This is a genomic window from Mesorhizobium sp. M0207 (genome assembly GCF_040321995.1).
Classification (GTDB): Bacteria; Pseudomonadota; Alphaproteobacteria; order Rhizobiales; family Rhizobiaceae; genus Mesorhizobium.
In genome coordinates this window covers 98,756-120,712 of the sequence record NZ_JAMYSQ010000003.1, presented here as the reverse complement: position 1 = coordinate 120,712, position 21,957 = coordinate 98,756, and the positions used below count along the sequence as shown (strand labels likewise).

The 21,957-nt window shown below is 63.6% G+C and carries 24 protein-coding genes; 11 read left to right on the top strand and 13 right to left on the bottom strand.

Annotation, left to right across the window (positions count from 1 at the left end):
- Positions 1 to 34: 34 nt before the first annotated feature.
- Complete coding sequence (locus NKJ15_RS06705; RefSeq protein ID WP_352814648.1) at positions 35 to 1,210, bottom strand: MFS transporter; 1,176 nt, start codon at positions 1,208 to 1,210, stop codon at positions 35 to 37.
- Between the two features lie 48 nt (positions 1,211 to 1,258).
- Here NKJ15_RS06705 and NKJ15_RS06700 point away from each other — a divergent pair, with 48 nt between their 5' ends.
- Both NKJ15_RS06700 and NKJ15_RS06695 read left to right on the top strand, forming a co-directional pair.
- A complete protein-coding gene (locus NKJ15_RS06700; protein WP_352452390.1) occupies positions 1,259 to 1,798 on the top strand; it encodes an Lrp/AsnC family transcriptional regulator in 540 nt (179 codons plus the stop codon).
- 202 nt (positions 1,799 to 2,000) lie between these two features.
- On the top strand, positions 2,001 to 2,264 hold the full coding sequence (locus NKJ15_RS06695) for a sigma-70 region 4 domain-containing protein (RefSeq protein ID WP_352503014.1): 264 nt from the start codon (positions 2,001 to 2,003) through the stop codon (positions 2,262 to 2,264).
- Here NKJ15_RS06695 and NKJ15_RS06690 read toward each other — a convergent pair.
- Genes NKJ15_RS06690 through NKJ15_RS06665 form a run of 6 tightly spaced genes read right to left on the bottom strand, consistent with a single transcriptional unit; the run spans position 2,258 to position 6,637 of the window.
- Entirely contained in the window at positions 2,258 to 3,517 is a 1,260-nt protein-coding gene (locus NKJ15_RS06690) for an ABC transporter substrate-binding protein (RefSeq protein WP_352472226.1), read from the bottom strand. The two genes, NKJ15_RS06695 and NKJ15_RS06690, sit on opposite strands and share 7 nt — an antisense overlap.
- Before the next feature lie 48 nt (positions 3,518 to 3,565).
- Positions 3,566 to 3,994 (bottom strand): DUF4440 domain-containing protein, encoded by a 429-nt coding sequence (locus NKJ15_RS06685; RefSeq protein WP_352472224.1) that lies wholly within the window; start codon positions 3,992 to 3,994, stop codon positions 3,566 to 3,568.
- A gap of 8 nt (positions 3,995 to 4,002) precedes the next feature.
- Complete coding sequence (locus NKJ15_RS06680; RefSeq protein ID WP_352502977.1) at positions 4,003 to 5,058, bottom strand: aldo/keto reductase; 1,056 nt, start codon at positions 5,056 to 5,058, stop codon at positions 4,003 to 4,005.
- A complete protein-coding gene (locus NKJ15_RS06675) occupies positions 5,055 to 5,414 on the bottom strand; it encodes a TIGR04076 family protein (protein ID WP_352472221.1) in 360 nt (119 codons plus the stop codon). Before NKJ15_RS06675 ends, NKJ15_RS06680 begins: the two co-directional genes overlap by 4 nt.
- Entirely contained in the window at positions 5,415 to 5,903 is a 489-nt protein-coding gene (locus tag NKJ15_RS06670; protein WP_352452384.1) for a DUF3830 family protein, read from the bottom strand.
- Positions 5,900 to 6,637: a GntR family transcriptional regulator gene (locus NKJ15_RS06665; RefSeq protein WP_352502975.1), complete on the bottom strand. Its 738-nt coding sequence runs from the start codon at positions 6,635 to 6,637 to the stop codon at positions 5,900 to 5,902. The genes NKJ15_RS06670 and NKJ15_RS06665 overlap by 4 nt, the downstream gene beginning before the upstream one ends.
- Positions 6,638 to 6,762: 125 nt before the next feature.
- On the opposite strand from NKJ15_RS06665, the gene NKJ15_RS06660 reads away from it, so the two are divergent.
- The 6 genes from NKJ15_RS06660 to NKJ15_RS06635 all read left to right on the top strand — a co-directional run bounded on the left by NKJ15_RS06660 (position 6,763) and on the right by NKJ15_RS06635 (position 11,697).
- Positions 6,763 to 7,560 (top strand): ABC transporter ATP-binding protein, encoded by a 798-nt coding sequence (locus NKJ15_RS06660; RefSeq protein WP_352502974.1) that lies wholly within the window; start codon positions 6,763 to 6,765, stop codon positions 7,558 to 7,560.
- A complete protein-coding gene (locus NKJ15_RS06655; protein WP_352472217.1) occupies positions 7,557 to 8,306 on the top strand; it encodes an ABC transporter ATP-binding protein in 750 nt (249 codons plus the stop codon). The genes NKJ15_RS06660 and NKJ15_RS06655 overlap by 4 nt, the downstream gene beginning before the upstream one ends.
- Entirely contained in the window at positions 8,303 to 9,211 is a 909-nt protein-coding gene (locus NKJ15_RS06650) for a branched-chain amino acid ABC transporter permease (protein ID WP_352814644.1), read from the top strand. The genes NKJ15_RS06655 and NKJ15_RS06650 overlap by 4 nt, the downstream gene beginning before the upstream one ends.
- Positions 9,208 to 10,185, top strand: a complete 978-nt coding sequence (locus NKJ15_RS06645; RefSeq protein ID WP_352768774.1) for a branched-chain amino acid ABC transporter permease — start codon at positions 9,208 to 9,210, stop codon at positions 10,183 to 10,185. The genes NKJ15_RS06650 and NKJ15_RS06645 overlap by 4 nt, the downstream gene beginning before the upstream one ends.
- Positions 10,182 to 11,474 carry an NAD(P)/FAD-dependent oxidoreductase gene (locus NKJ15_RS06640; RefSeq protein WP_352768487.1) on the top strand — a complete coding sequence of 431 codons (1,293 nt, stop codon included), beginning with the start codon at positions 10,182 to 10,184 and terminating at the stop codon, positions 11,472 to 11,474. Before NKJ15_RS06645 ends, NKJ15_RS06640 begins: the two co-directional genes overlap by 4 nt.
- Before the next feature lie 76 nt (positions 11,475 to 11,550).
- A complete protein-coding gene (locus tag NKJ15_RS06635; RefSeq protein WP_352452379.1) occupies positions 11,551 to 11,697 on the top strand; it encodes a hypothetical protein in 147 nt (48 codons plus the stop codon).
- Between the two features lie 51 nt (positions 11,698 to 11,748).
- Here the strand turns inward: NKJ15_RS06635 and NKJ15_RS06630 are convergent, their stop codons facing one another.
- From NKJ15_RS06630 to NKJ15_RS06605, 6 genes are all read right to left on the bottom strand, one after another.
- Complete coding sequence (locus tag NKJ15_RS06630) at positions 11,749 to 12,585, bottom strand: GNAT family N-acetyltransferase (RefSeq protein ID WP_352472212.1); 837 nt, start codon at positions 12,583 to 12,585, stop codon at positions 11,749 to 11,751.
- A 5-nt stretch (positions 12,586 to 12,590) separates the two neighbouring features.
- Positions 12,591 to 13,331 (bottom strand): aspartate/glutamate racemase family protein, encoded by a 741-nt coding sequence (locus NKJ15_RS06625; protein WP_352472211.1) that lies wholly within the window; start codon positions 13,329 to 13,331, stop codon positions 12,591 to 12,593.
- A gap of 2 nt (positions 13,332 to 13,333) precedes the next feature.
- A complete protein-coding gene (locus tag NKJ15_RS06620) occupies positions 13,334 to 14,152 on the bottom strand; it encodes an ABC transporter permease (RefSeq protein ID WP_352814641.1) in 819 nt (272 codons plus the stop codon).
- A gap of 4 nt (positions 14,153 to 14,156) precedes the next feature.
- Positions 14,157 to 15,068 carry an ABC transporter permease gene (locus NKJ15_RS06615; RefSeq protein ID WP_352472210.1) on the bottom strand — a complete coding sequence of 304 codons (912 nt, stop codon included), beginning with the start codon at positions 15,066 to 15,068 and terminating at the stop codon, positions 14,157 to 14,159.
- A gap of 197 nt (positions 15,069 to 15,265) precedes the next feature.
- Entirely contained in the window at positions 15,266 to 16,555 is a 1,290-nt protein-coding gene (locus NKJ15_RS06610) for an ABC transporter substrate-binding protein (RefSeq protein WP_352472208.1), read from the bottom strand.
- 36 nt (positions 16,556 to 16,591) lie between these two features.
- On the bottom strand, positions 16,592 to 17,680 hold the full coding sequence (locus NKJ15_RS06605) for an ABC transporter ATP-binding protein (protein WP_352472207.1): 1,089 nt from the start codon (positions 17,678 to 17,680) through the stop codon (positions 16,592 to 16,594).
- A gap of 258 nt (positions 17,681 to 17,938) precedes the next feature.
- On the opposite strand from NKJ15_RS06605, the gene NKJ15_RS06600 reads away from it, so the two are divergent.
- The 3 genes from NKJ15_RS06600 to NKJ15_RS06590 all read left to right on the top strand — a co-directional run bounded on the left by NKJ15_RS06600 (position 17,939) and on the right by NKJ15_RS06590 (position 21,957).
- Positions 17,939 to 18,652, top strand: coding sequence for a GntR family transcriptional regulator (locus NKJ15_RS06600; RefSeq protein ID WP_023676076.1), 714 nt, complete (start codon positions 17,939 to 17,941; stop codon positions 18,650 to 18,652).
- A 339-nt stretch (positions 18,653 to 18,991) separates the two neighbouring features.
- Positions 18,992 to 20,998: a di-heme oxidoredictase family protein gene (locus NKJ15_RS06595; protein WP_352814638.1), complete on the top strand. Its 2,007-nt coding sequence runs from the start codon at positions 18,992 to 18,994 to the stop codon at positions 20,996 to 20,998.
- Positions 20,995 to 21,957, top strand: a complete 963-nt coding sequence (locus tag NKJ15_RS06590; protein ID WP_352814636.1) for a YeiH family protein — start codon at positions 20,995 to 20,997, stop codon at positions 21,955 to 21,957. Before NKJ15_RS06595 ends, NKJ15_RS06590 begins: the two co-directional genes overlap by 4 nt.

Genomic DNA, 21,957 nt, shown 5'->3' with positions numbered 1-21,957 from the left:
CGAAGGACGGGACCGAGACGCAAGCCTTGCTGTGCTATAGCTTCGGCGAACGCCACGCCGCTGCCGCAGCAGCGATTAGCATGAGCAAGGCTGCAACCACCGCCGATGCCGCAAAACCGAACGTGGAATAGAGCGGTCCGAACGCCGTGGTGCCGACGAACACCGCAAGATAGGTCACCGCGCTGTTCAAACCCATGATCGTGCCGCGGCGCGCAGGGTCGAGCGCCGACAGGCGCATCACCAGCACGTTCAGCCCGAAATGATTGGCAAGGCCCCAGACGGCTATCACCGCTATGGTCAGATGAAAACTACTGCTTGCCGCGGCAATCGCGACATAGACGACCGCGACGAGCAGGTAGGCAAACGGCATGACACGCCGCGCACCCAGGCGATCGATAACGCCGTCAACGAGCGCCGCCGCGCCAAAGCCGACACCATAGGCGAGCGCGGCCAGCCCGTTCGCGCTGACCGGCCGTCCCAAGCCGTTGTGAAGGTGATCGCCAAGATAGCCGTAGATGCCGTAGAACGCGGTCATGAAGGCGGCGCAGGCGACCAGCAGCGGCACTATGCCCGGAACGGCCAACGCACCCAGCGGCGTCGGTGCCGGACCGCTCTTCCTGACATCGCTCAGCGACGTCAGCGCCAGGCTTGCCAATGCGAGTGCTGCGAGCACCGCGACCGCCGCGAAAACGGCGCGCCAATGCACCAGATCGGCAAGTACGGCCGACAGCGAAACGCCGGCGACCATGCTCAGCGTCCAGCCGGTCAGCACGACGCCTATGGTGCCGCTTTCACGACCGGGCGGCGCAATCGCGGCGGAGCTGGCATAGATTGCCGGCATGGCGACACCTGCAGCGATGCCGGCGAGAAGCTGGGCCGCGACCAGCGTCGTCACGGTCGGCGCAGCGGCGCTGGCGACGAGCGCTATCGCCAGCAGCAGCAACGCCCCTTGCAGCATGCGACGGGCGCCAAGCCGATCGATATAGCGCGCCAGGAACAAGGCGCTCGCCGACGTACCGAGCCCGAACGCGGCGGACGCGATCATAACCGCCGGCACGCTTGTGCCGAAGGACGCGGCCACCGCCGGTGCGATCGGACCGAGCACCAGCGAGTTCGAGCCGATCACGGCAATGCATCCGGTGAGGAGGTAAGCGAGGGCCGGGATAGGCGGCCTTGCTGTAAATGTTGCGACTTGATCAGTGTTCGACATATGGCAATAATGGCCGTATTAAATTCTGCATCAATCGGGAATTTTAATATGGATGAAGAAACAGATGGCATTCCGCAGAACAGGCCCGCCGCCCGCGATATCGATGCAACCGACCGAAAAATATTAGGCGTTCTGGTCGACGACGCCACGATCAGCTATGCCGAGCTCGGCGACCGCGTCGGCCTTTCACCGCCGGCAGCCCATGAACGCGTCAAGCGCCTCCGGCGCAGCGGCGCCATCCGCAACACCGCGGTCATCATCGATCCCAAGGCGGTGCACAAGCCGCTGCTTGCCTTCGTCCATATCGACACAAAGGGGTGGGGAAAGACGCCGGAGCTGATGGCAATCTCCGAACACCCCGAAGTCGAGGAGATCCATTCGGTGGCCGGCGACACATGCATGCTGATCAAGGTCCGCACCGAGGACACGCGGGCGCTCGAGGGCCTGCTGTCGCGCCTCTACGAAACACCCGGCGTCACCTCGACCCGAAGCTATGTGGTCCTGTCGACCTATCTCGAGCGGCCGGTGCAGCCGGGGATAACGACGGAATGGCCGACCCCCCGGCACATGGCCAAGCCGCTTTATTAGCTCAAACGGTCCTCACGCGTATCCAAAGTCGAACCGGAAACGTCTCAGGCAAGCATCCTGTGGTCATCCGTCGGGCCGGTTCGTTTGCGCCGGTTCTTGGATCCGACTGGATGCCTGTTGCGCAACCGGAGACACGCGATGAGAAAATTGATCGTGGGCAGCTTCATTTCGCTGGACGGCGGGCCAGGGCGCGGATCGCGCCATCGAGCGGCTGGTGATCCATCTGCCGCCCAAGGAGCGCGCCTGCGTCCTGCTCAAGGATGTCTTCGACTATTCGCTGGAAGAGATTGCCGATCTCGTCGGCTCGACCGTGGGTGGTGTCAAAGCTGCGTTGAACCGAGGCCGCTCTGGGCTGGTGCGGTGGTCGTTTCCAGGCCGGCCTGACCAGCAACAGGACATGCAAGTGTCCGGCATCAACCTCAATGGAATGGGATCGATGCCGGACAAGACATGGGCGGCTTACTGAAGCTTCGCCTGCAGGGCGTTGACGTCATCCGTCGTCATTTCGCCGTCGGTCGTCACCTTGCCGTCGACGATCTTCCAGAGGCGGAACGGGCCGGTGATGTCGCCGTATTTGTCGAAGGCGACCGGGCCGATGACGCCTTCGTAGCGGATCGGCTTGCCATCCTTGATCAGGCCGAGCGCCTTGGCGAACTCATCCTTGCCGGCATAGATCGGCGTGCCGGCCGGGTCGACCGCCTTGTACATCGCCTCCTTGATCTTGGCCGGATCCTCGGAGCCCGCAATGGCGATGGCCAGGCCGACGATGGCGCCGGCATCATACGACCGGTCGGCCGCCGGGTTCGACGGTTCGATGCCCGAAAATTCCTTATAGTTCTTGGTGAAATACTCGGTCGATGCGGTCGGGCTGGTGCCGGAGGAAGTGCCGTACGCATCCTTCAGATAATCCGCGCCAACGGATTCGATGAAGTCCGGGCTGTTCATGCCGTCATTGAGCAGGAATTTCTGGACACCGCCCTGCGAAATCCAAGTGCGGGCGATGGTTGCGCCGTCGACAGGCGTGCTGACGAGATAAAGCCCGTCGGGCTCGCCGGCCATCGCCGCCGTCACTTCCGAGGCATAGCTCGACTGCTTTTCATTGTAGGGCGTGTCGGAGACGATGGTGCCGCCGAGTGCCTTATAGGCGCGCGAAAATTCCGCCACCATGTTGACGCCGAAGTCGTTGTTGACGTGGATGACCGCCAGCTTCTTGAAGCCTTTGTCGATGGCATATTTGGCGGCGGCGACGCCCTGCAGCGCATCAGATGTGATGGTGCGGAAGAAGATGCCGTTGGTCTTGCCGTCGCGCCCGAGCGCCGTCAGCGTCGGCGACGAGGAAGCAGGCGACACCTGGACTATCTTGGCCGGAGCGGTGACCGAGGTCAGGATCGGGATCGACACCGAGGAGATGATGCCGCCGATGATCACTGGCACCTTCTTGACCTGCACGAGCTGCGTCGCGGCGTCGACCGCAATGTTGCCCTGGCTCTGGCTGTCGCGCGTGTCGGTTGCGAGATCGCAGCCGCGGACGCCACCCGCATCGTTGATGTCGCGGAAGGCCATCTCGACCGATTTGGCGCCGGCCTGGCCGTACTCGCCGGCCGGGCCTGTCAGTTCCATGACGAGGCCGACGGTGATCTTGCAATCGGCGGCTTGCGCTGCGCCGGCCGCTGTCAGCAGTGCGAGCGCGGTGGTGATCTGAAGTATGGTCTTTTTCATTGTTGTTCCCCTTTCGTTACACGACTCTCATTGATGTCTTGAGCCTGTTCAGCCTTCCGGCATCTGCAGCCAGGTTTCATGCAGATGTCGCCATTCGACGCCGTTGGGCGCCGATGAACTGGTGGTGAAAACGGCACTTGAGCGGCGGCGGCTATGTTTGCCGGCGCGCTGCTGCGCTTCGATGTAGCTGACGACGATCGTGTCGCCTTGTTGCCAGCCGGCCCGGATTTCCTCGATCGAGATGGTGAAATTGCCGTCACAAGTGGCGCGGCTTGCCCTGACATGGTCGAGCACCGCGTCACGATCGAGGACCTGGCCATCCGGCACAACCATGCGGAAGCCTTCGCCCATGACGCGTTCGAAGCGCCTGAAATCTGAATTGTCCGCACTCGCCGCATTGAACCAGTCGACGAAGAAGCGGTGGAGATCGACCACCTCGGCGCTGGCGCGGGAAAGCAAGGAGGGCTTTTCGTCCATGGCCGCGTTCATTTCCTGCCTGCATTCAAATTGTAATGCATGATCGAGCCGTGGCGGCCGTGACGGTCGCGTTCCAAAGTGTAGACGTCGCCCAGCGGCCCACGGCTTTGCGCGATCACGGCAGCGATCCTCGCCCAGTCGTCGGCATCGAGCGCGACGTCCATGATTCTGGCATTGGCAAGGGCGTGCGCCTGGTTGCGAGCGCCGACGATGACGGCCGCCACTTGCGGCTGCTCCAGCACCCAGGCGCTGGCGATGGTGGCGATATCGACGCCGTGGCGGTCGGCGACGGCCTTCAGTGTGCGAAGCAACTCCTGGAAAAGCTCCCAGCCACCAAAGTCGTCAATGATCAGCTTGTATTTGACCAGCGATCGGTTTTCGAGCGGCGTCTGCGGCTCGGCAGCGCCAAGCCATTTTTCGCTGAGGAAGCCGCCCGCCACCGAACCGTAGCAGAGGAAACTGACGCCGTGCCGGCTGGCGAGCGCTGCAAGGCTGTTGGCTGGCCGCTGGTCGAGCACCGAGTATTGCAATTGCTGGCTGACCAGCGGCACACCGGCGGCCAGGATCTCGGCCAACCGCGGCGTGTCGAAGTTCGTGGTGCCGATGTTGCGCACCTTGCCTTCCCCGCGGATTTCGTTGAGCCAGCCCATCGCTTCGACATAGCCGGGCAGCGCATAGTCCCACCAGTGGAACTGCACGAGATCGAGCCGCTCGGTCTTCAGCCGCCGCAGCGACTGCTCGACGATGCTGCTGATGTAGTCGCGGCTGATCGTGGAAAGCCGTTCGAGGTCAGGCACTAGCTTGGTGTGCACCTTCATCTTGGCGGCAGCATCAAGGCCACGCTCATTGGCAAGGCGCAGGCGTGCCGCGCCGATCAGCTCCTCGACACCGGTATAGATATCGGCGCAATCATAGGTCCTGATGCCGGCGTCGAAGGTGGCGATCAGGTCGGTTACCGCCTGTTGGCGGTCGATCGCGCCGTGCCCGCCGGCAAGCTGCCAGCCGCCGCGAATAACGCGCGAGATCGTATAGCCGGGGCTGAGCTCGAAAGCCTTGGCGGTCATCTCCGGTCATTCTCCTTCGGCAGCGGCACCGCCGTCGTTTCGGCATGGCTGAACCGCCGCTTGCCGGTCCTGACGATCCTCAGCCGGCTGGCACAATTGGGATCCGGACAAGCGATCTCGGCGTCCGACGTCATCCAGTCGTTCCTGTGGGTCGGGCGCTGCTTTGCGGCCAGAAGCGGCAACACTGCCGCAATGGAATAGATCGAGAAACCTTGCCCCGCTGGCATCGACAGCATCTCGCCCTTCAACTCGAAATAGTCGCCGGGCTTGGCGCCGCAATAGATCGGCTTGCCCTCGGGGATAACCGCCTCGACGCGAAGGTCGAAGAGCTCAAAACTGTCGTCGGTCTCAGCCATTCAGATCTCCACCCGGGTGAAGGTGATGTCGCAGGCACCGTTGCGGCGGATCACGCCACAAGCAGCTGCGAATTTGTCGCGATCCTCAGGCACCACCTGCGCGACGACGCTTCCGGCAAGCCAGCCGATCGGGAACAGCAGGCGTGCACCCGCTCCGTAGAACAGGCCGACGTCAAAGATGGCATTCGGGTTGCCGCCCCACATGCGCGGCGGCACGTAGGACAACACGATGTCGCCCGGCTGCGGCGTCAGCGTTGCGTTCTCCGCCGGCAAGGGCCTGGCATAGGTTTGGCCCTCAAGTTCGGCTGATGGAACCGGGCAGGAGATTTCCGGCCCCGTCCACATAGCATGGATGCCGGAAACGACGCGCGGCTGCTCGAGATACGCCAGCAGGAAGGCGGCGTTGTCGGGCGCCTTTTCAGGCAACAGAAGCGCGGTCACGGAAAGCTTCGAGCGTGGCTCGGTGATGCTGATGCCAGGCGCCGTCATGCCCTCAATCCTTCCTTGCTTGTGGATTGGAGCTTGTCGCGCAGAAAGGCGAAGGGCCGGCTGATATCGGCCACCAGCGCCTCGCGCGCCGCTTGCGCATCCTGCCTCGCAAGCGCTGCGACGATGCTGCGGTGGTAGTGGGCCGTATCGACCTCGCCGGCGTCGGAGAAGGCGTAGATGGCAACGCGGATGCAAGGCCCGGATTGCAACCACAGGCTCTCGATCATCGGGATCAGCACGGCGGAACCGCAGCAACGGTAGATCTCGAAGTGGAAGCTCTGGTTGAGCGTGGCCTCGCGGTCGATATCCTTCTTGTGCTTCAGCGCCCGCATCTCGTCCCATTCGCCGAGCATGGCCTCGACCGAAGCAATCTGGCGCGCGTTCATGCGCGTGGCGGCCAGGGCGATCGCTTCGCCCTCGATCAGGGAGCGGGCCCGCAAGAGGTCGTCGATGCGCTCCAGCGTGATCGGCGGCACGCGCACCGAACGGTTGGGAAGCGCCTCCAGCGCCTTCTCGGTGATCAGCCGTCCGAGCGCCTCGCGCACCGGCATGGTGCTTGTGACCAGCGCGTCGGCGAGGCCGCGGATGGTTAGCACCTGGCTCGGCTCGAAAAGGCCGCCGATCAAGGCGCGGCGCAGCTCCGAATAGACGCGATCCTGCACGGTCTCGCGGCCGACCGGCGTAAGCTGGGCTGCGATCACCTCATTGTTCTTTTCGATGGCGGCCTTCTGCATGGGCAATCCCGGTCTTGGCCGTTTTCGGCTTGCGGAAGAAATTAAAGCCGAATAGCGTGATCAAAGCAAGTGTGATCACAAATCAAATCATAGGCGGCGAAGATCGCTTTCGGCCTGAGGGATTCATGGGCGACACGACGGAACGGCAGGAGGAGATCCGCACGCCGGTTCTGACGGCCAGGAACGTCGTCAAGCGCTTCGGCGGCCTCGTCGCGGTCAACAATGTCTCGTTTGACGTCCGGCCGGGTGAAATACTCGGCCTCATCGGCCCGAACGGCGCCGGCAAGACCACGATGTTCGACCTGCTCGCCGGCAGCATTCTGCCGACCAGCGGCGAAATCCTCCTCAATGGCGTATCGGTGTCGGGGGAAGCAGCCCATCGCCGCATCGGCCGCGGCCTTGGCCGCACGTTCCAGATCCCCCGGCCCTTGCCTAACCTGACGCTGATCGAAAACGTCATGCTGGCCGCGCAAGGACAGACTGGAGAAAAACTGCTCGCCAATTTCCTGACGCCCCGGCGAGTCGCTGCCGAAGAAAGGGCTGCCGAGACAAGAGCCGTCGAACTGCTCGAGCTCGTCACGATCGCTCACCTCGCGCACGAACCTGCGCGCGTGCTTTCAGGCGGCCAGCGCAAGCTGCTCGAGTTGGCCCGCGTGATGATGGCCGACCCGGCGATCATCCTGCTCGACGAGCCGGCGGCCGGGGTCAACGCAACCCTGCTCGAGATCATTATCGATCGCATCCGCGACATCAATGCGCGCGGCATCACCTTCCTGCTGATCGAGCACAATATCGAAATGGTGACGCGGCTTTGCCACCGCGTCCTGGTCATGGCAAGCGGCCAGCTTCTGTGCGAAGGCACCCCGGAGGAGGTGGCGCGCGACCCGCGCGTCATCGAGGCCTACCTCGGAGGCACGGCATGAGCCAAAAGGTACTCGATGTCCGCGATCTCGAAGCCGGCTACGAGCCTGGCGTTCCGATCGTGCGCGGCGCTTCGATCACCGTCGACCAGGGCGAGATCGTCGTCGTTCTCGGTCCCAACGGCGCCGGCAAGTCGAGCCTTATCAAGGCCATCGCCGGCCTTGTCCCGATCACCGGCGGCACGGTGCTGCTGGACGGCAAGGATATCACGGCGTCGCCCGCTCACATCATGGTCCGCCGTGGCCTTGCCTTCGTGCCACAGACAGAGAACATCTTCCCGCTGATGTCGGTCGAGGACAATCTCAGGGTCGCCTGCGGCATCCTGAGGCCGCGCGAGGTCCCAGCCCGCATCGAGGAGATGTATGCGGCCTTTCCCGATCTCGCCCGTCAGCGCAGAACGGCCGCGGGCAATCTGTCGGGTGGACAGCGGCAGATGCTGGGCGTCGCCCGGGCGTTGATTGTCCATCCCAAGGTGCTGGTGCTCGACGAGCCGTCGGCCGGCCTGTCGCCGAAATTCGTGGCGATGGTGTTCGAGATGCTGGCCGGCATCCGAAAGTCCGGCGTCACCATCCTGCTGGTCGAACAGAACGCCAAGGCAGCGCTTGCCATTGGAGACCGCGCCTATGTGCTGGTTGAGGGCAAGGAGCGGCACCAAGGCGTCGCCTCCGAGCTCTGGAGCGACCCGGTCGTGGCTGAACTCTATCTTGGCCAGCGCCGCCTCGATCTTGGACAAGGAAGCGCGGCATGAACCTGCAATTCGTCGTCGACGGACTGTTGGCAGGCTCGATGATCGGCCTCGGCGCCATCGGCGTGACACTCACCTATTCGATCCTGCGCTTCTCGAACTTCGCCCATGGCGACTTCATGGCCTGGGGCGCCTATGCGACGCTCGCCGTGGTTGGCGCCATTGGCGCGATTTTCGGCAAGATCGCGCCGATCGCGCCCCTCTCATTCGGTTGGCCGCTGATCGTCGCGCTCATCATCGGCATGGCGGCCACCGGCCTGCTGGGGCTGGTGCTCGACATGGTGCTGTTCGCGCGGCTGCGGGCCAAGGGCCAGGCGATCATCGTGGTGATGGCCAGCTTCGGCGCCTCGATGGCGCTGAGAAGCCTGCTCGAATTCATCTTCACCTCGCGTCCGACCTATTTCAGCCGGGCGATCCAGATCGCCATGCCGATAGGTTTCGGCATCCGCATCACCCCGGACCAGATCGCGCTGCTGCTGCTGACCGCCGTGCTGGTGCTCGGCGTGCATCTCCTGATGACGCGGACCCAGACCGGCCGCTCGATGCAGGCATTGAGTCAGAACGCGGCACTTGCCCGCATCGTCGGCATCGACGTCGCCAGGGTGGTGCGCGTCACCTGGATCATCGGCGGCGCGCTGGCCTGCGTCGCCGGCGTCATGATCGGCATTCTCATCCAGATCCGCCCGTTCATGGGTTTCGAGATGCTGCTGCCGATGTTCGCGGCCGCCATCCTCGGCGGCATCGGCAGCGTGCCTGGCGCCGTTCTCGGCGGCCTGATCATCGGCATGGCCGAAGCGGCTGCCGTGCATTTGATCGGCGCCGAATGGCGGGCAGCCGCCTCGTTCATCATCCTGATGGCGGTGCTGTTCGTGCGGCCCATCGGCCTTTTCGGAGTGAGGGAACGCTGATGGATCTGCTCGGCTACGGCGCCTTCTTCCTGACCACCGCGCTGATCTTTTCGCTCATCACGCTCGGGCTCAATCTGCAATGGGGGCTGACCGGGCTTTTCAATGTCGGGGTCGCCGGCTTCGTTGCCATCGGCGCCTACACCTCGGCGCTGCTGACCACGCCCGACGATGCCGCGCGCCTGGGCGGCTTCGACCTGCCGATCCTTATCGGCTGGCTTGGCGCCATGCTGTTGGGCGGCGTCACCGCCGCCATCACCGGCATTGCCACGCTACGCCTGAGATCGGACTATCTGGCGATCACTACTTTCGGCGTCGCCGTCGTCGTGCAACTGGTAGCGCTCAATGCCCAGAAGCTGACCGGCGGGCCGTTCGGCATCGGCTTTATTCCGCGTCCGTTCGGCGGTCTTGCCGAAACGCCGTTGCTGTTCAACCTTTCGAACCTTGCAATCGTCTCGGTGGTGACGCTGATCGTCTATCTCGCGCTGGAGCATCTGTCGCGCAGCCCGTGGGGGCGCGTGTTGAAGGCGCTTCGCGAGGATGAGCGGGCCGCGATATCCCTAGGCAAAAGCGCACGGTTCTACCGCGTCCAGGCCTTTGCCGTCGGTGGCGCCATCATGGGGCTTGCCGGTGCGCTGCAGGCGCATTTCACCGGCTTCATCGCCCCGGACAATTATTTGCCGGCGCTGACTTTCCAGGTCTGGGTGATGCTGATCGTCGGTGGCTCGGGCAGCAACATCGGCGCCGTCATCGGCAGCATCCTGGTCTGGGCGATATGGGCCGGATCGGGAGCCCTGACCAGTATGTTGTTCTCGCCGGAACAGCAGGCCCGCGCCGCTTCGCTGCAGATCGTCGCCATCGGCGTGATGCTGTGCGTCATCCTTCTGGTCAGGCCGAACGGCCTGTTTGGCGACAGGCCGCGGCGTCCAAGGTTCGGCAAACGTCGACGCGTGGCCCCGAGCGAGAGCGGCTCATGAACGGCGTGACCGGGCCGCACGGCGTTTCCCTTTGGCATGCCGTCAGCCGCAGTCGCCGCGACCGGCCCACCCTCGAAGGCGCACTCGATGTCGATCTGGCAATTGTCGGCGGCGGTTTTTTAGGCCTTTCCACCGCGCTGCACAGTGCCGAGAAAGGCAACTCGGTTGCCGTCCTCGAGGCGGAAATCATCGCCTGGGGGGCAACCGGCAGGAATGCCGGCTTCGTCGTGCCGAATTTCGCGAAAAGAGACCCCGACAATATCATTGCCCAGCTCGGCCCCGAACGCGGTGAACGCCTTGTCGATTTCGCCGCCGGCAGCGCCGACCTCGTCTTCGACCTGATCAGGCGGCATGCCATCGAATGCGATTCTGTCCAGAGCGGCTGGATACAACCAGCCCATTCACCGGCCGCTTTGCAAAAGACCAGATCGCGCGCCGAACAATGGGCAAGGCGCGGAAGGCCGGCTGTTGCGCTGGACGGACAGGCGGTCGAAGAGCTGACCGGCGTTCGCGGTTATCTCGGCGGCTGGATCGACAGATCGGGTGGCGTCCTCAATCCGGTCGAATATGCGCGCGGATTGGCCGACGCGGCGGAAAAGGCCGGAGCGCGCATCTTCGAGAATACGCGTGTCGCGTCGATCGATCACATAGGCGATGGTTGGGCTTTGAAGACGGCTGCCGGTTCGGTGCGTGCCGAAAAAGTGCTGGTCGCCACCAATGCCTATGGCGGGTCGCTGAACCGCACGCTTGAGCGAACCTACATCCCGCTGAAAATCTTCCAGATCGCGACAGCGCCGCTGCCGCGCGAAATACGCACTCGCCTGCTTCCTGGCGGGCAAGGCGTCGGCGACACAAGACGCAATCTCTTCACCTTCCGCTTCGACGGCGAAAACAGGCTGATCACCGGCGGCATGCATGTTTTTGGCCCCGGTGCCGACACGCGGGTGCCGCGGGCGATCTGGCGGCGGCTTGCCGGGCATCTCGATCTCCCGGACATCCCGCCGCTTGAATACAGCTGGTCGGGGATGGCTGCCGTCGAGCCCGACTTCCTGCCGCACCTCGGCGATCTCGGCCCCGGGCTGATCGCCGGCTTGGCGTGCAACGGACGCGGCATCGCCATGACCACTGCGATGGGCAAGGTGCTTGCGGATTGGGCTGATGGAACAAAACCTCAGGATTTGCCGCTGCCGTTTGCGCCGCCGTCGCCGATCCCGTTCCATAGCCTGATGCGGCATGCACCAAACATGGTGCTCCCCTGGAGCATGCTGCGCGACCGGCTGGATGGCTGATCGACGTGCGTCTCCGGCCGCCGTCCTGATACCCGAACTGCTAGACTCGCCCACATCATGTTGTTAACGACAGCGGATGAAGCAGAACTATCTTTATCTCATCATCGGCGCTTTGGCCGTCGCCGTTATTGCGTTGGGGATTTACGTTTATCGCGAGGAGACTAGGCCGAAAGGCGTGGAACTTCGCATCGACGATTCCGGCATTTCAGTTCAGGAAAAATAGACCGCGTAGTCCTGTTGCCCGACTTTGCACTGGAAGTCGGCTTGTACCGCCTCACCCCAACTCCAACGTCGTTATCGCAAAAATTCCGGACTGCATGAGCTGCGGCGCCTTTCCCTTGTACATCCGAGCCGTCTCGAAGCCCTGTTGAAGGCCTGCGGACGACAGCAAGTCTGCAAATTGCCGGCTGGTTTCGGGAACGTCGAGATGGACGTTTCCGGGACCGGACATGTGCGCGAGCGCGGCGAAGAGATGGCTTGCCGCGTCCAGGCTGTCGGCAAAGAGCGGGCCGATCTTGCAGCCGTCCCGGCATTGGCGCGCGACGCCGTATCCCGCAATGGCGCCGTGCTTGAGGATCGCAAGCGCCATGTGCGGCGGGCGCAGCCAGTGTTCCAGGAAGGATCGCCTCGGACCGGGAAAGAAGCGGCGGTCATAGTCCAGTATGTCCGGCACGAGTTCCGGCCCTATGGCGCGAATGTCGTTGCCGACGGCTGCCGGGACATTCGGTGACCCCATGAACCGGATCGTCCGGTAGGCCGGTGCAAAACCCATGCTGCGGTAGTTGGCCTGCTGTTCGACAACGCCGTCGAGGCCGATCGTGCGCTTGCCGAGCCGCGCTATGCCGGCATCCCAGACCGCCTTGCCATGACCTTGGGCACGCCTGTCCGGCCGGCAGATGTAGAGGCCGATGAAGCCGAAACCATCGCCATAGGCGACGGCCGAAATGCCGGCCGCCATCTCGCCATCGATAAAGGCGCCGATGAAGCCCTGCGGGTCGGCTGCCTGAAACAGCGCGGCATCGTTAAGGCCGGGATTCCAGCCTTCCGCCGCCGCCCAATCGACAAGGGTTTGCACTTCTTCACGTGCGAGCGTTCGGATCGTTCGGGGCATTGCGATCACTCGGCGGCGCCAGGCGCGAAGGATTTCAACGCGCCATGATAAGACTTTGCCAACGGGCTTGCATAGGCGCCGCGCTTGGATGTCGTCAGGCCAAGGGCGATCAATGCCTCGGCCTGTTTCACGGCAGCGCCCACGCCGTCGATGACCGGAAGCCCGAATTCCCGCTGCAGCGCCGCCGCCAGATCGGCCATGCCGGCACAGCCGAGCACGATCGCCTCGGCGCGATCCTCGTCGATGGCGCGCGCAATCTCGCTGCGCAGCCTGAGCAGTGCGTCGGACGCCGGATCTTCGAGGGCAAGAACCGGGATGTCGGCGGCGCGCACGCGTGCCCGCCCCGCCATGCCATAGCGTTGCACCAGGCCTTCGACCGGCACGCGCGAACGTCCGGTGGTGGTGACGACGGTGAAGCGCTGGGCGATGAACGAGGCCGTGCTGAGCGATGCCTCGCAAATGCCGATGACCGGAATGTTGGCCATGGCGCGCGCGGCATCGAGGCCGGTGTCGTCGAAACAGGCAATGATCGCGGCTTGCGCGCCGGAGCGTTCGCCGGCGGCGATCTCGACCAGCAGGCCGGGCACGGCAAGTGCTTCATCGTAATAGCCTTCGATCGATACAGGTCCCATCGACGAGGTGACGGCAACGATCTTCGTCGATTGAGCAGCGACCGATCGGGCTGCCGCCGCGATAGTGTCGGTCATGCTGGCGGTGGTGTTTGGATTGACGACGAGGATCTGCACTGTCAGGCACGCTCGCGGCGGCGGCCGACATAGACGATTGCGCCGAGCGTCAGCAGGATCACCAGGAAGGAAAACACGGTCGTCACGGTGCCCAGCGCATAGAGCACCGGCGTCGTGACATTCGTCGTCATGCCGTAGATTTCGAGCGGCAACGTGTTGAACGTGCCCGAGGTCATCAGCGTGCGGGCGAACTCGTCATATGACAGAGTGAAGCCGAACAGGCCGACGCCGATCAGGCTGGGCGCGATCATCGGCAGCACGACATGGGCAAAGGTCTGCCACGACGATGCTCCGAGATCGCGCGCGGCTTCCTCATAGGCTGGCGAGAACCGGTTGAAGACAGCAAACATAATCAGCACGCCGAAAGGCAAGGTCCAGGTCAGATGGGCGCCGAAAGCGGAGGTGTCCCAGGCGGGGCGGAAGCCGATCTGCTGGAAGACGACGCCGATGCCGAGACTGATGATGATCGACGGCACGACCAGGCTGGCGACGGCCAGATAGAACAGTGCGGTTGCGCCGCGAAATTTCTGCCGGAAGGCCAGGCCGGCGAGCAGCGACACGGCGACAGTGACGACCATCACCATCAGGCCAAGGACGAGCGAGCGTTTGAAGCTGCCGCCGAAGTCGCCGACCGCCTGGCGCTCGAACAAATTGGCGAACCAGTGCAGCGACACGCCGTTCAGCGGAAATGTCAGACCGCCGTTCTCGCCCTGGAAAGAGAGGATCAGGATCGCCGAAAGCGGGCCGTAGAGGAACAACACGAAAAGACCGAAGAACGCCGCCAACACATAGAATTCGAGGGTGCGCTTGTCCTGGCTCATCGCCTCACAGCTCCTTGCGGATGTCGACGATGCGCAGGATGCCCGCGACCATCAGCAGCACCAGCACCAAGAGCACGACGGCGTTGGCGGCAGCTGCCGGATATTGCAGCAGCGACATCTGGTTCTTCATCATCAGCGCGACGGAGGCGCTCTGCCCGCCGGACATCACCTGCACCGTCGAGAAGTCGGCCATCACCAGGGTGACGACGAAAATGGTGCCGATCGCCATGCCGGGCTTGGCGAGCGGAATGACGACGTTCCACAGAACCTGCCAGCCGGAAGCACCGGCGTCGCGCGCGGCTTCTATCAACGACTTGTCGATGCGCATCAGCGTGTTGAAGATCGGCGTCACCATGAACAGCGTATAGAGATGCACCATGGCCAGCACCACGGCGAATTCGGAATAGAGCAGCCATTCGATCGGCTTCGGGATCAGCCCCATTTGCACCAGCGTCGAGTTGACCAGGCCATTGCGGCCAAGCACCGGAATCCACGAGATCATGCGGATGATGTTAGAGGTCAGGAACGGCACCGTGCAGACAAGGAACAGCACCATCTGCATGGCCGTGGTCCTGATATGGAAGGCAAGGAAATAGGCGACCCAGAAACCGATGAACAGCGTCAGCGCCCAGACGATGGCGGCGTATTTCAGCGTATTCAGGTAGGTTTTCCAGGTGACCCAGGAGCCGAGCGTGTCGGAATAATTGGTGGTCAGGAAATCCGGATACATCGCCGCGAAATCGTAATCCCAGAATGAGACCACGGCGATCATCAGAATTGGCAGCAGGAGGAACGCGCCGAGGATCAGCGCCAGCGGTGCCGCCTGGAGATAGGGTGCGACTCCGGCAAAGGAGCGCCTACGTCTGGCAGGCCTTGCAGACGTAACGTGCGTGGATTGTTCGAGCGCTACTGCCATCTATATCTCGGTCGAAGTCGGCGATGCGACTGAGGGGTGTGCCCTTCTCCCCCTGTGGGAGAAGGTGGCCGAGCGAAGCTCGATCGGATGAGGGGTGTTCCAGCTTGGCACCAACAGTGCTCCGTCCAGCACCCCTCAACCGTCTTGGCGCTGCGCGCCAATCTGCCTTCTCCCACAAGGGGAGAAGGCAGAGGGCATCAAGCAGCGATGAACTCGTTCCAGCGCTTCACCATGTAGCGGTCCTCGTCCATGACCGAGTTCCAGCAGGCGACCTTGCCCATGCGCTCTTCGAACGAGCCGCCGTCACGCACGGCGCCAGCCTTTTCCATGACCTTGCCGTCCGGCGACAGGATATCGCCCTTTGCCGGCTTGCCTTCGATCCAGTAGCCCCACTCGTCCTCGGACATGAACTTCTTGGCCGACACCATGTTGGCCGAGTAATAGCCCTGACGGTTGAGATAGCCGCCAACCCAGCCGGACGTGTACCAGTTGATGTATTCATAGGCGGCATCGAGTTCGGCGCCGGAGAGATGGGCTGCCAGGCCAAGCCCGCCACCCCAGGACCGGTAGCCTTCCTTGAGCGGCTGGAACCGGCACGCGATGCCCTTGGAGCGGACCGCGGCCACGGCCGGCGACCACATCGACTGGATTACGACTTCGCCTGAAGCCATCAGGTTGACGCTCTCGTCGAAGGATTTCCAGAAGGCGCGGAACTGGCCGGCTTGCTTGGCCTTGATCAGGAAGTCGATCGTCTTGTCGATCTCCTCCTTGGTCATGTTGCCCTTGTCGGCGTATTTGATGTTGCCCGTTGCCTCCATGATCATCGCCGCATCCATGATGCCGATCGACGGGATGTTGAGGATGGCGGTCTTGCCCTTGAAGGCCGGATCCATGATGTCGGCCCAGGTGGTGATATCGCGGCCGACGAGGTCGGGGCGGATGCCGAGCGTATCGGCATTGTAGATCGTCGGCACCATGGTGAACCAGTTGGTCGGCGCCTTGGCGAAGACCTTGCTGTCCTGCGCCTCGACGTAACCGACGGTATGCGGCGCGGTGCCCTGGGCAATGACGCTGTCCGGCGTCAGCTTGCCGGTTTTGAACAGCGGCACCAGCTCGTCGTAATATTTCAGCTTGCTGACATCCATCGGCTGCAGGACGCCTGTCGGGAACACCTTCTTGCAGATCCAGTATTCGATGTCGGCGATGTCGTAGCTGTCGGGCTGCGTCACAGCGCGCTGCGCGGCGGCGTCGGAATCGGTTGCTGTCATCTCCAGCGTGATGCCGAGGTCGGCCTTGCACTTGTCGGCGATGGCATTGAGGTTGGATACGCCGGTGCCGAACTGGCGCAGCGTGATGTTCGATTGCGCCCAGATGGTCGGAAAGCCTGATATGGCGCCGGAACCGGCGGCGAAACCGACGGCGGCGGCACCTGTCTTGAGCAGCGAACGTCGCGATATTCCAGTCTTCTTGTCGGTGGTGTTGGTCATGTTCAGTTCCCCTGTTTTGGTTGGTTATGCTGGATTTCAGGAATCGAGACGGCCAAGGACGATCGCGTCCTCGGCGTCCCAGGCGATCGGCACTGCGTCGCCGACGGCAACCGGCCTGGCGAAGAAGCTGGTGTCGTCGACGATCACCGTGAAATCCTCGATGCCGGCGCCATTGACTGAGAGCTTCACGGTCGAACCGCGGTACTCGACGTTTGCAATAATGCCGGTGAAGCCGAGCCCGGCTGCCGGCGGCTCGCCGATGCGCACGTGGTCGGTGCGAATGGCGATGTCGATGGGTTCCCCGGTCTCCCTGCCCTGCCCGCTGGCGGCGAGCGTGACGCCGCCGGGCACATCGAAAACGACCATGCCGTCGCGACTGCCGGCGACGCGCCCGGAGATGACATTGTGGTCGCCCATGAAACGAGCGACGAAGGCCGTGGCCGGCCGCTCGAACACCGTGCGAGGGTGCGCCGCCTGCTCGATACGGCCGTCGTTCATCACCACGATCAGGTCGGCCAGCGCCATCGCCTCTTCCTGGCTGTGGGTGACGTGGACGAAAGTGATGCCGAGCGACGTCTGCAGCTTCTTCAGTTCGGCTCGCATGCGGATCTTCAGGAAAGGATCGAGCGCCGAAAGCGGTTCGTCGAGCAACAGCGCCTCGGGATCGGTGATCAAGGCGCGCGCAAGGGCAACGCGCTGCTGCTGCCCGCCGGAAAGCTGCGCCGGGCGGCGGCTGGCATAGGCCTCCATCTGCATCAGCTTCAGCATGTCGAGCGCCTTGGCGCGGCGCTCCTCCTTGCCGACGCCTTTCATCTTCAGGCTGAAGGCGACGTTGTCGATCAGGTCGAGATGCGGAAACAGTGCGTAGGACTGGAACATCATGGCAGTGCCGCGCCTGGCCGGCGGCAGGTCGGTGACCACTGTGTTGCCGAGACGCACGTCGCCACTCGATATGCTCTCGTGCCCGGCGATCATGCGCAGCGTCGAGGTCTTGCCACAGCCGGACGGACCGAGCAGGCAGCAATAGGTTCCGGCAGGGATTTTCAGGCTGATGCCTTCGACGGCAGTCGTCGCGCCATAGACTTTCGAAACGGACACAATGTCGATTTCGGCGGCTTTGGACATCCAGCTTCCCCTTTGGTCGGATTAGCCAAAGCATCATGCGTGCCAGTTGCGCACCGCCGCACCAACTGACTGAATCCTCGAAGAAATCAGGGCCGCCTCTATGTAGCTGCCGATACGTCGGCCTTGTGCAATGCACAAATTATAGGCGATTGCCGCCGATCTCCGCAAAGATCGTATGCAATCTTTTTCATCTCTGTATTCACTTTGTCTCTCGTCCAAGCGATGCGATTCAGGGTAGAAGAAGGCAGGACCACTGCCATGAACATTGCCGACCAGACCTTCCCTGCTATCGAGGCCGCCAACGAGGATCGCGCGCAGGCGATCCGCGACCAGTTGCGCGACGCGATCGTCGATCGCCGGCTGGCGCCGGGAACAAAGCTTTCCGAAGGCGAAGTCGGCACGCTGTTCGATGTCAGCCGCACCGTGGCGCGTGCCGCACTGCAGATGCTTTCCTTCGAGGGATTGGTGCGCACCGAGCGCAATCGCGGCGCCTTCGTCGCCAATCCGTCGCCGGAGGAAGCGCGGCAGGTTTTTGCTTCGCGCCGGCTCATCGAACCAGGCATCGCGATCGCCGCCGCCGGACGGATGACGCCGGCGCATGTCGCCGCGTTCAAGGCCCAGCTCGACGAAGAAGGCCGTTTCATCGCCGAACGCGGACCGAACGCAAGGCGATCGGAGATCAAGGCGTCGGGGGATTTTCACCTGCTTCTGGCGTCGGTCGCGGGAAACGTCATCCTGCAGCGCTTCATGGAGGAATTGGTCGCTCGTTCATCGCTGGTGATCGCACTCTATGGCCGCTCGGGCATCTCGAGCTGCGGCCACAACGAACACACGCAGATCCTCGAGGCGCTGGAAAATGGCAATGCCGAACGCGCCAGCGCGCTGATGCTGCACCACATCGACCATATCGAGGCCGACCTCGATTTGCGCGTCAGGAGCGGCCCGGCACTCAGGCAGGCGCTCGAGTTCTGAAAATTTGCCGTTCGCGGCAACCTCGCCATGCCCATAATCACCTTTGCCCGACAAGCGCTTGCCTTGCGAAGCGCGCGCGGCCGCACGCCTTCCCCCAAAGCGCAAGATACGGCCGGCGGTTGAGGTGCCGTACACGATACGTAAGTGCACCCGCTCAATGATTGCGTCGAGATAAGCGTCACATGCTCGGGGCCGCATGTAGACGCATCGAGGTATCGAGCCGGGGATGTCGCAATGCGCAAGGGCCTTGCCGCGGTGCTTATGGATTTCGTCAGAGCTCGTCGGTCGCGGCGAAGCTGCGCCTCGCTGGACCTTTCGTTTGGCCGGATTATCTCCGGAATGACAGCGGTGTCTTTCATCTTGCTGCCGACGGTGGGCTTCACCAGCGATCACATCTCCGCCTGGCGCCTGGGCGCCCGTATCGTCGCCGTCGGGCTGCCGGGCGTGGCCGGCGTGCGCGAGGTGGGGCGTTTTCATAATGGCGGACCGATACCGGGAAATCCGGAATTCCTGCTGACCACGCGCGAAGGACGTGTGCTCGATCCGCTTAGGGTTCTGGTCGCGGTAGGCAGCAATTTCGGCGCGCCACCAAGCGATCTCGTCTTCCAACCTGGCGCGATCCTGTCAATCGATCCGCGCGGCGACAAATCGGGCACGATCCTGGTTCCGCAGGATCTCACCGACCAAGATCTAGCCGACTATGGCGGAGCGAGCCCAGTCCAGCTCTACACGGCGCAGAGCGAGCCATTCCTCAACCGGCGCTACAATGGCCAGGCTCGAACGGCGCGGCTGGCGGCGGCATCCGGACCGCGCTACATCTCGATCAACAACGCCTTTGGAAGGCCCTGGATCGCCAACGCGCCGAACGGATTGGCCGGCGGCCGGTCTACCGATCGCGAACAAGCGCAGATCGCTCAACCCACTGGATGGCTGGCGAGCGGCTGGCTGGCCAACGGATGGCTGGCGAAGCGGCTGAACTACCGGGCAAGCGGCCAACTGACGCCCGGCGGGCTGCAGACCGGTGCGCTCGGAACGGCGTTTCTCGGCCCGTCACCGGACGGCAGCGGATTTGCCGTGTTCGGCGCGGTCACTGCGGACGGCAGCGTGGTCCAGATCCATGTCCAGGACGGTGTCGACGGCCTAGCCGGCCCTGGCACGGTGAGCATGGGCCGCAACAGCGGCGACGATCCCGGCGTCATCGGCATTGCCTTCAAGTGGAACCCGGACCGTGTTCTCTACATCGCCGACCCCGGCCGCGACCGGCTGGTGCTGCTGAAACTGCAAGACGACCGGCGGCATTTCACGGTCGCCGGGGCTGGCATGGTCTCGCTGCCGGAATTCGATCGTCCAGTCGACATTGCCGCCGCTGTCCCCGAGATCGCCAATCCGCACTTTTCGAGCCATACGACGCTTGCCGGGGGGTCGGACCTGTTCGTCGCCAATCGCGGCGACGGCTCGCTGCTGCGCATAAGCCAGGACGGCCGGCTTCTCGCCCGAGCGACGATCGACATCCCTGGCCTTGGGCCTCTCGGCGGCGATCGCCTGCGAGCCATCGCAATGTCGGCGGACGCGCAGCGGATCTGGATAACGATAGGCGGCGAGCTTCCCGGATTTCCCGGCCGCGACGGAGCGCTGCTCGAGGTTCCTGCTTTTGACGAGCACGGCGTGTCGGCGACGGCCCAGCAGACGCAAAATGCTGCCGCCAACCCCGATCTCGCCGCTCGCGGAAGGGAGCTGTTTCACACCGATTTCACGCCGCGGACCGGTCTTGGACCATTGTTCAATGCGACGTCCTGCCTGTCCTGTCATCCCGGCCCCGGCGGTGCGAGCGCGGATGAGAACCGTTTCGCGCGCAGGATAGCCCATATGGATCCGGGATCCGGGCGCACGGTCCCGATCGATCATCCCAACAGCCCGGTCGCCCGGCGCTACATGCTGCGCGATGGTGCCGGCATCGCGGCTGAACCGGCTGCACTGCCGCAGCAGGCCAATGTCATCTCGCTGCGCATGCCGCCCAGCCTCTACGGCGTCGCTGGCATAGACGACATACCCGACAGCGTCATCGAGGCGCAGGCAGTCAGCAAAGGCGACGGGATCAAGGGCCGCCCGCACTATGTCCTCGATGCCAACGGCGCGACGCGCGTCGGCCGCTATGGCTGGAAGGCCGACATTGCGGTCCTCGAAGAGATGGTCGCCGACGCTTTCACCAGGGAGCTCGGCATCACCAGCGTCGTCTCCGGCCACAGCGGGACGGACACGCAACCCGTCGAACAAGGGTCCGGAGAGATCGAGGCGGTGGCTGCCTATCTGCGAACGCTCACCCCGGCCGAGGAGGCCAGGCGATGAGCATCGCCCTGACGTTTTCGCATGCGCCGGAACAAGCGCACTCGATCTTGCCCGGTATAGCCGTGGCGGCCGCGCTCGCCCTTGCGGGCGGCTGGATTGCCGGCGGATTGGGCGAGCCGCTGTCGCGCAATCCGGTCCTCGTCGCCATGCTCTTCGGGCTGCTGATCGGCAACAGCTTTGCCTGCCCCGACGTCCTGCGCCCGGGGCTCGACTTCACCAAGCGCTACCTGTTGCGCCTGGCGGTCGTCCTTGTCGGCTTCCGCATCACGACGCGACTGTTCCTCGATCTCGGGCTGATGCCGCTCGCGGTGGCGGCCATCGAACTGATCCTGGTCGCGGCTTTGCTCTACGCCATCGCACGTAGGCTGTTCAGGCTGGAGGCCGAGATCGCGTTGCTGGTCGCGGTCGGAAGCGCCGTCTGCGGCGCAGCCGCCATTCTCTCAGTGGCTGCGCTGATGCGCGCACGCGACCAGAGCGCGGGGGTTGCGATCGCCCTGATCACGCTCAGCGGCACCGCGGCGCTGCTCGTCTATCCCGTGATGTTCCTGGGCGGCTGGCTGCCGCATCTCGACGACCGGCTCTACGGCGTGTTCGTCGGCGCGAGCATCTTCGAACTGGCGCAGGTCTACGGCGCCTCCTTCGCAGTCTCGGACGGGGCGCTGAACACCGCTACCCTCGTCAAGCTCAGCAAGGTGCTGATGCTCATCCCGCTTCTGCTGGCCATCGGCACGTTCTTTCGCGGCCGCAAGAGCGCGCCCGGAGCAACGCCGATCCCGTTCCCGTGGTTCATCGTCGCCTTCATCGGCGTGGTGATGCTCAATTCGCAAATCACGCTCGATCCGCAATTGCGCCGCGGCATTCTCGACGTCGACCAGTTCCTGTTCCTGATGGTGATGGTCGCGCTCGGGATCACACACGCATCGGCCGTCTCGGCGAAGCCGGCGGTGCGTGGCGCCTGA

Excerpts from the sequence above, each read along its gene's own strand:
- NKJ15_RS06655 (WP_352472217.1), top strand. The coding sequence starts at position 7,557 with ATGAGCCAAAAGGTACTCGATGTCCGCGATCTCGAAGCCGGCTACGAG.
- NKJ15_RS06665 (WP_352502975.1), bottom strand. The coding sequence starts at position 6,637 with ATGCAGAAGGCCGCCATCGAAAAGAACAATGAGGTGATCGCAGCCCAG.
- NKJ15_RS06635 (WP_352452379.1), top strand. The coding sequence starts at position 11,551 with ATGAAGCAGAACTATCTTTATCTCATCATCGGCGCTTTGGCCGTCGCC.
- NKJ15_RS06670 (WP_352452384.1), bottom strand. The coding sequence starts at position 5,903 with ATGACGGCGCCTGGCATCAGCATCACCGAGCCACGCTCGAAGCTTTCC.
- NKJ15_RS06705 (WP_352814648.1), bottom strand. The coding sequence starts at position 1,210 with ATGTCGAACACTGATCAAGTCGCAACATTTACAGCAAGGCCGCCTATC.
- NKJ15_RS06700 (WP_352452390.1), top strand. The coding sequence starts at position 1,259 with ATGGATGAAGAAACAGATGGCATTCCGCAGAACAGGCCCGCCGCCCGC.
- NKJ15_RS06620 (WP_352814641.1), bottom strand. The coding sequence starts at position 14,152 with ATGAGCCAGGACAAGCGCACCCTCGAATTCTATGTGTTGGCGGCGTTC.
- NKJ15_RS06615 (WP_352472210.1), bottom strand. The coding sequence starts at position 15,068 with ATGGCAGTAGCGCTCGAACAATCCACGCACGTTACGTCTGCAAGGCCT.
- NKJ15_RS06685 (WP_352472224.1), bottom strand. The coding sequence starts at position 3,994 with ATGGACGAAAAGCCCTCCTTGCTTTCCCGCGCCAGCGCCGAGGTGGTC.
- NKJ15_RS06610 (WP_352472208.1), bottom strand. The coding sequence starts at position 16,555 with ATGACCAACACCACCGACAAGAAGACTGGAATATCGCGACGTTCGCTG.
- NKJ15_RS06680 (WP_352502977.1), bottom strand. The coding sequence starts at position 5,058 with ATGACCGCCAAGGCTTTCGAGCTCAGCCCCGGCTATACGATCTCGCGC.
- NKJ15_RS06595 (WP_352814638.1), top strand. The coding sequence starts at position 18,992 with ATGACAGCGGTGTCTTTCATCTTGCTGCCGACGGTGGGCTTCACCAGC.
- NKJ15_RS06600 (WP_023676076.1), top strand. The coding sequence starts at position 17,939 with ATGAACATTGCCGACCAGACCTTCCCTGCTATCGAGGCCGCCAACGAG.
- NKJ15_RS06650 (WP_352814644.1), top strand. The coding sequence starts at position 8,303 with ATGAACCTGCAATTCGTCGTCGACGGACTGTTGGCAGGCTCGATGATC.
- NKJ15_RS06690 (WP_352472226.1), bottom strand. The coding sequence starts at position 3,517 with ATGAAAAAGACCATACTTCAGATCACCACCGCGCTCGCACTGCTGACA.
- NKJ15_RS06590 (WP_352814636.1), top strand. The coding sequence starts at position 20,995 with ATGAGCATCGCCCTGACGTTTTCGCATGCGCCGGAACAAGCGCACTCG.
- NKJ15_RS06640 (WP_352768487.1), top strand. The coding sequence starts at position 10,182 with ATGAACGGCGTGACCGGGCCGCACGGCGTTTCCCTTTGGCATGCCGTC.
- NKJ15_RS06605 (WP_352472207.1), bottom strand. The coding sequence starts at position 17,680 with ATGTCCAAAGCCGCCGAAATCGACATTGTGTCCGTTTCGAAAGTCTAT.
- NKJ15_RS06675 (WP_352472221.1), bottom strand. The coding sequence starts at position 5,414 with ATGGCTGAGACCGACGACAGTTTTGAGCTCTTCGACCTTCGCGTCGAG.
- NKJ15_RS06630 (WP_352472212.1), bottom strand. The coding sequence starts at position 12,585 with ATGCCCCGAACGATCCGAACGCTCGCACGTGAAGAAGTGCAAACCCTT.
- NKJ15_RS06660 (WP_352502974.1), top strand. The coding sequence starts at position 6,763 with ATGGGCGACACGACGGAACGGCAGGAGGAGATCCGCACGCCGGTTCTG.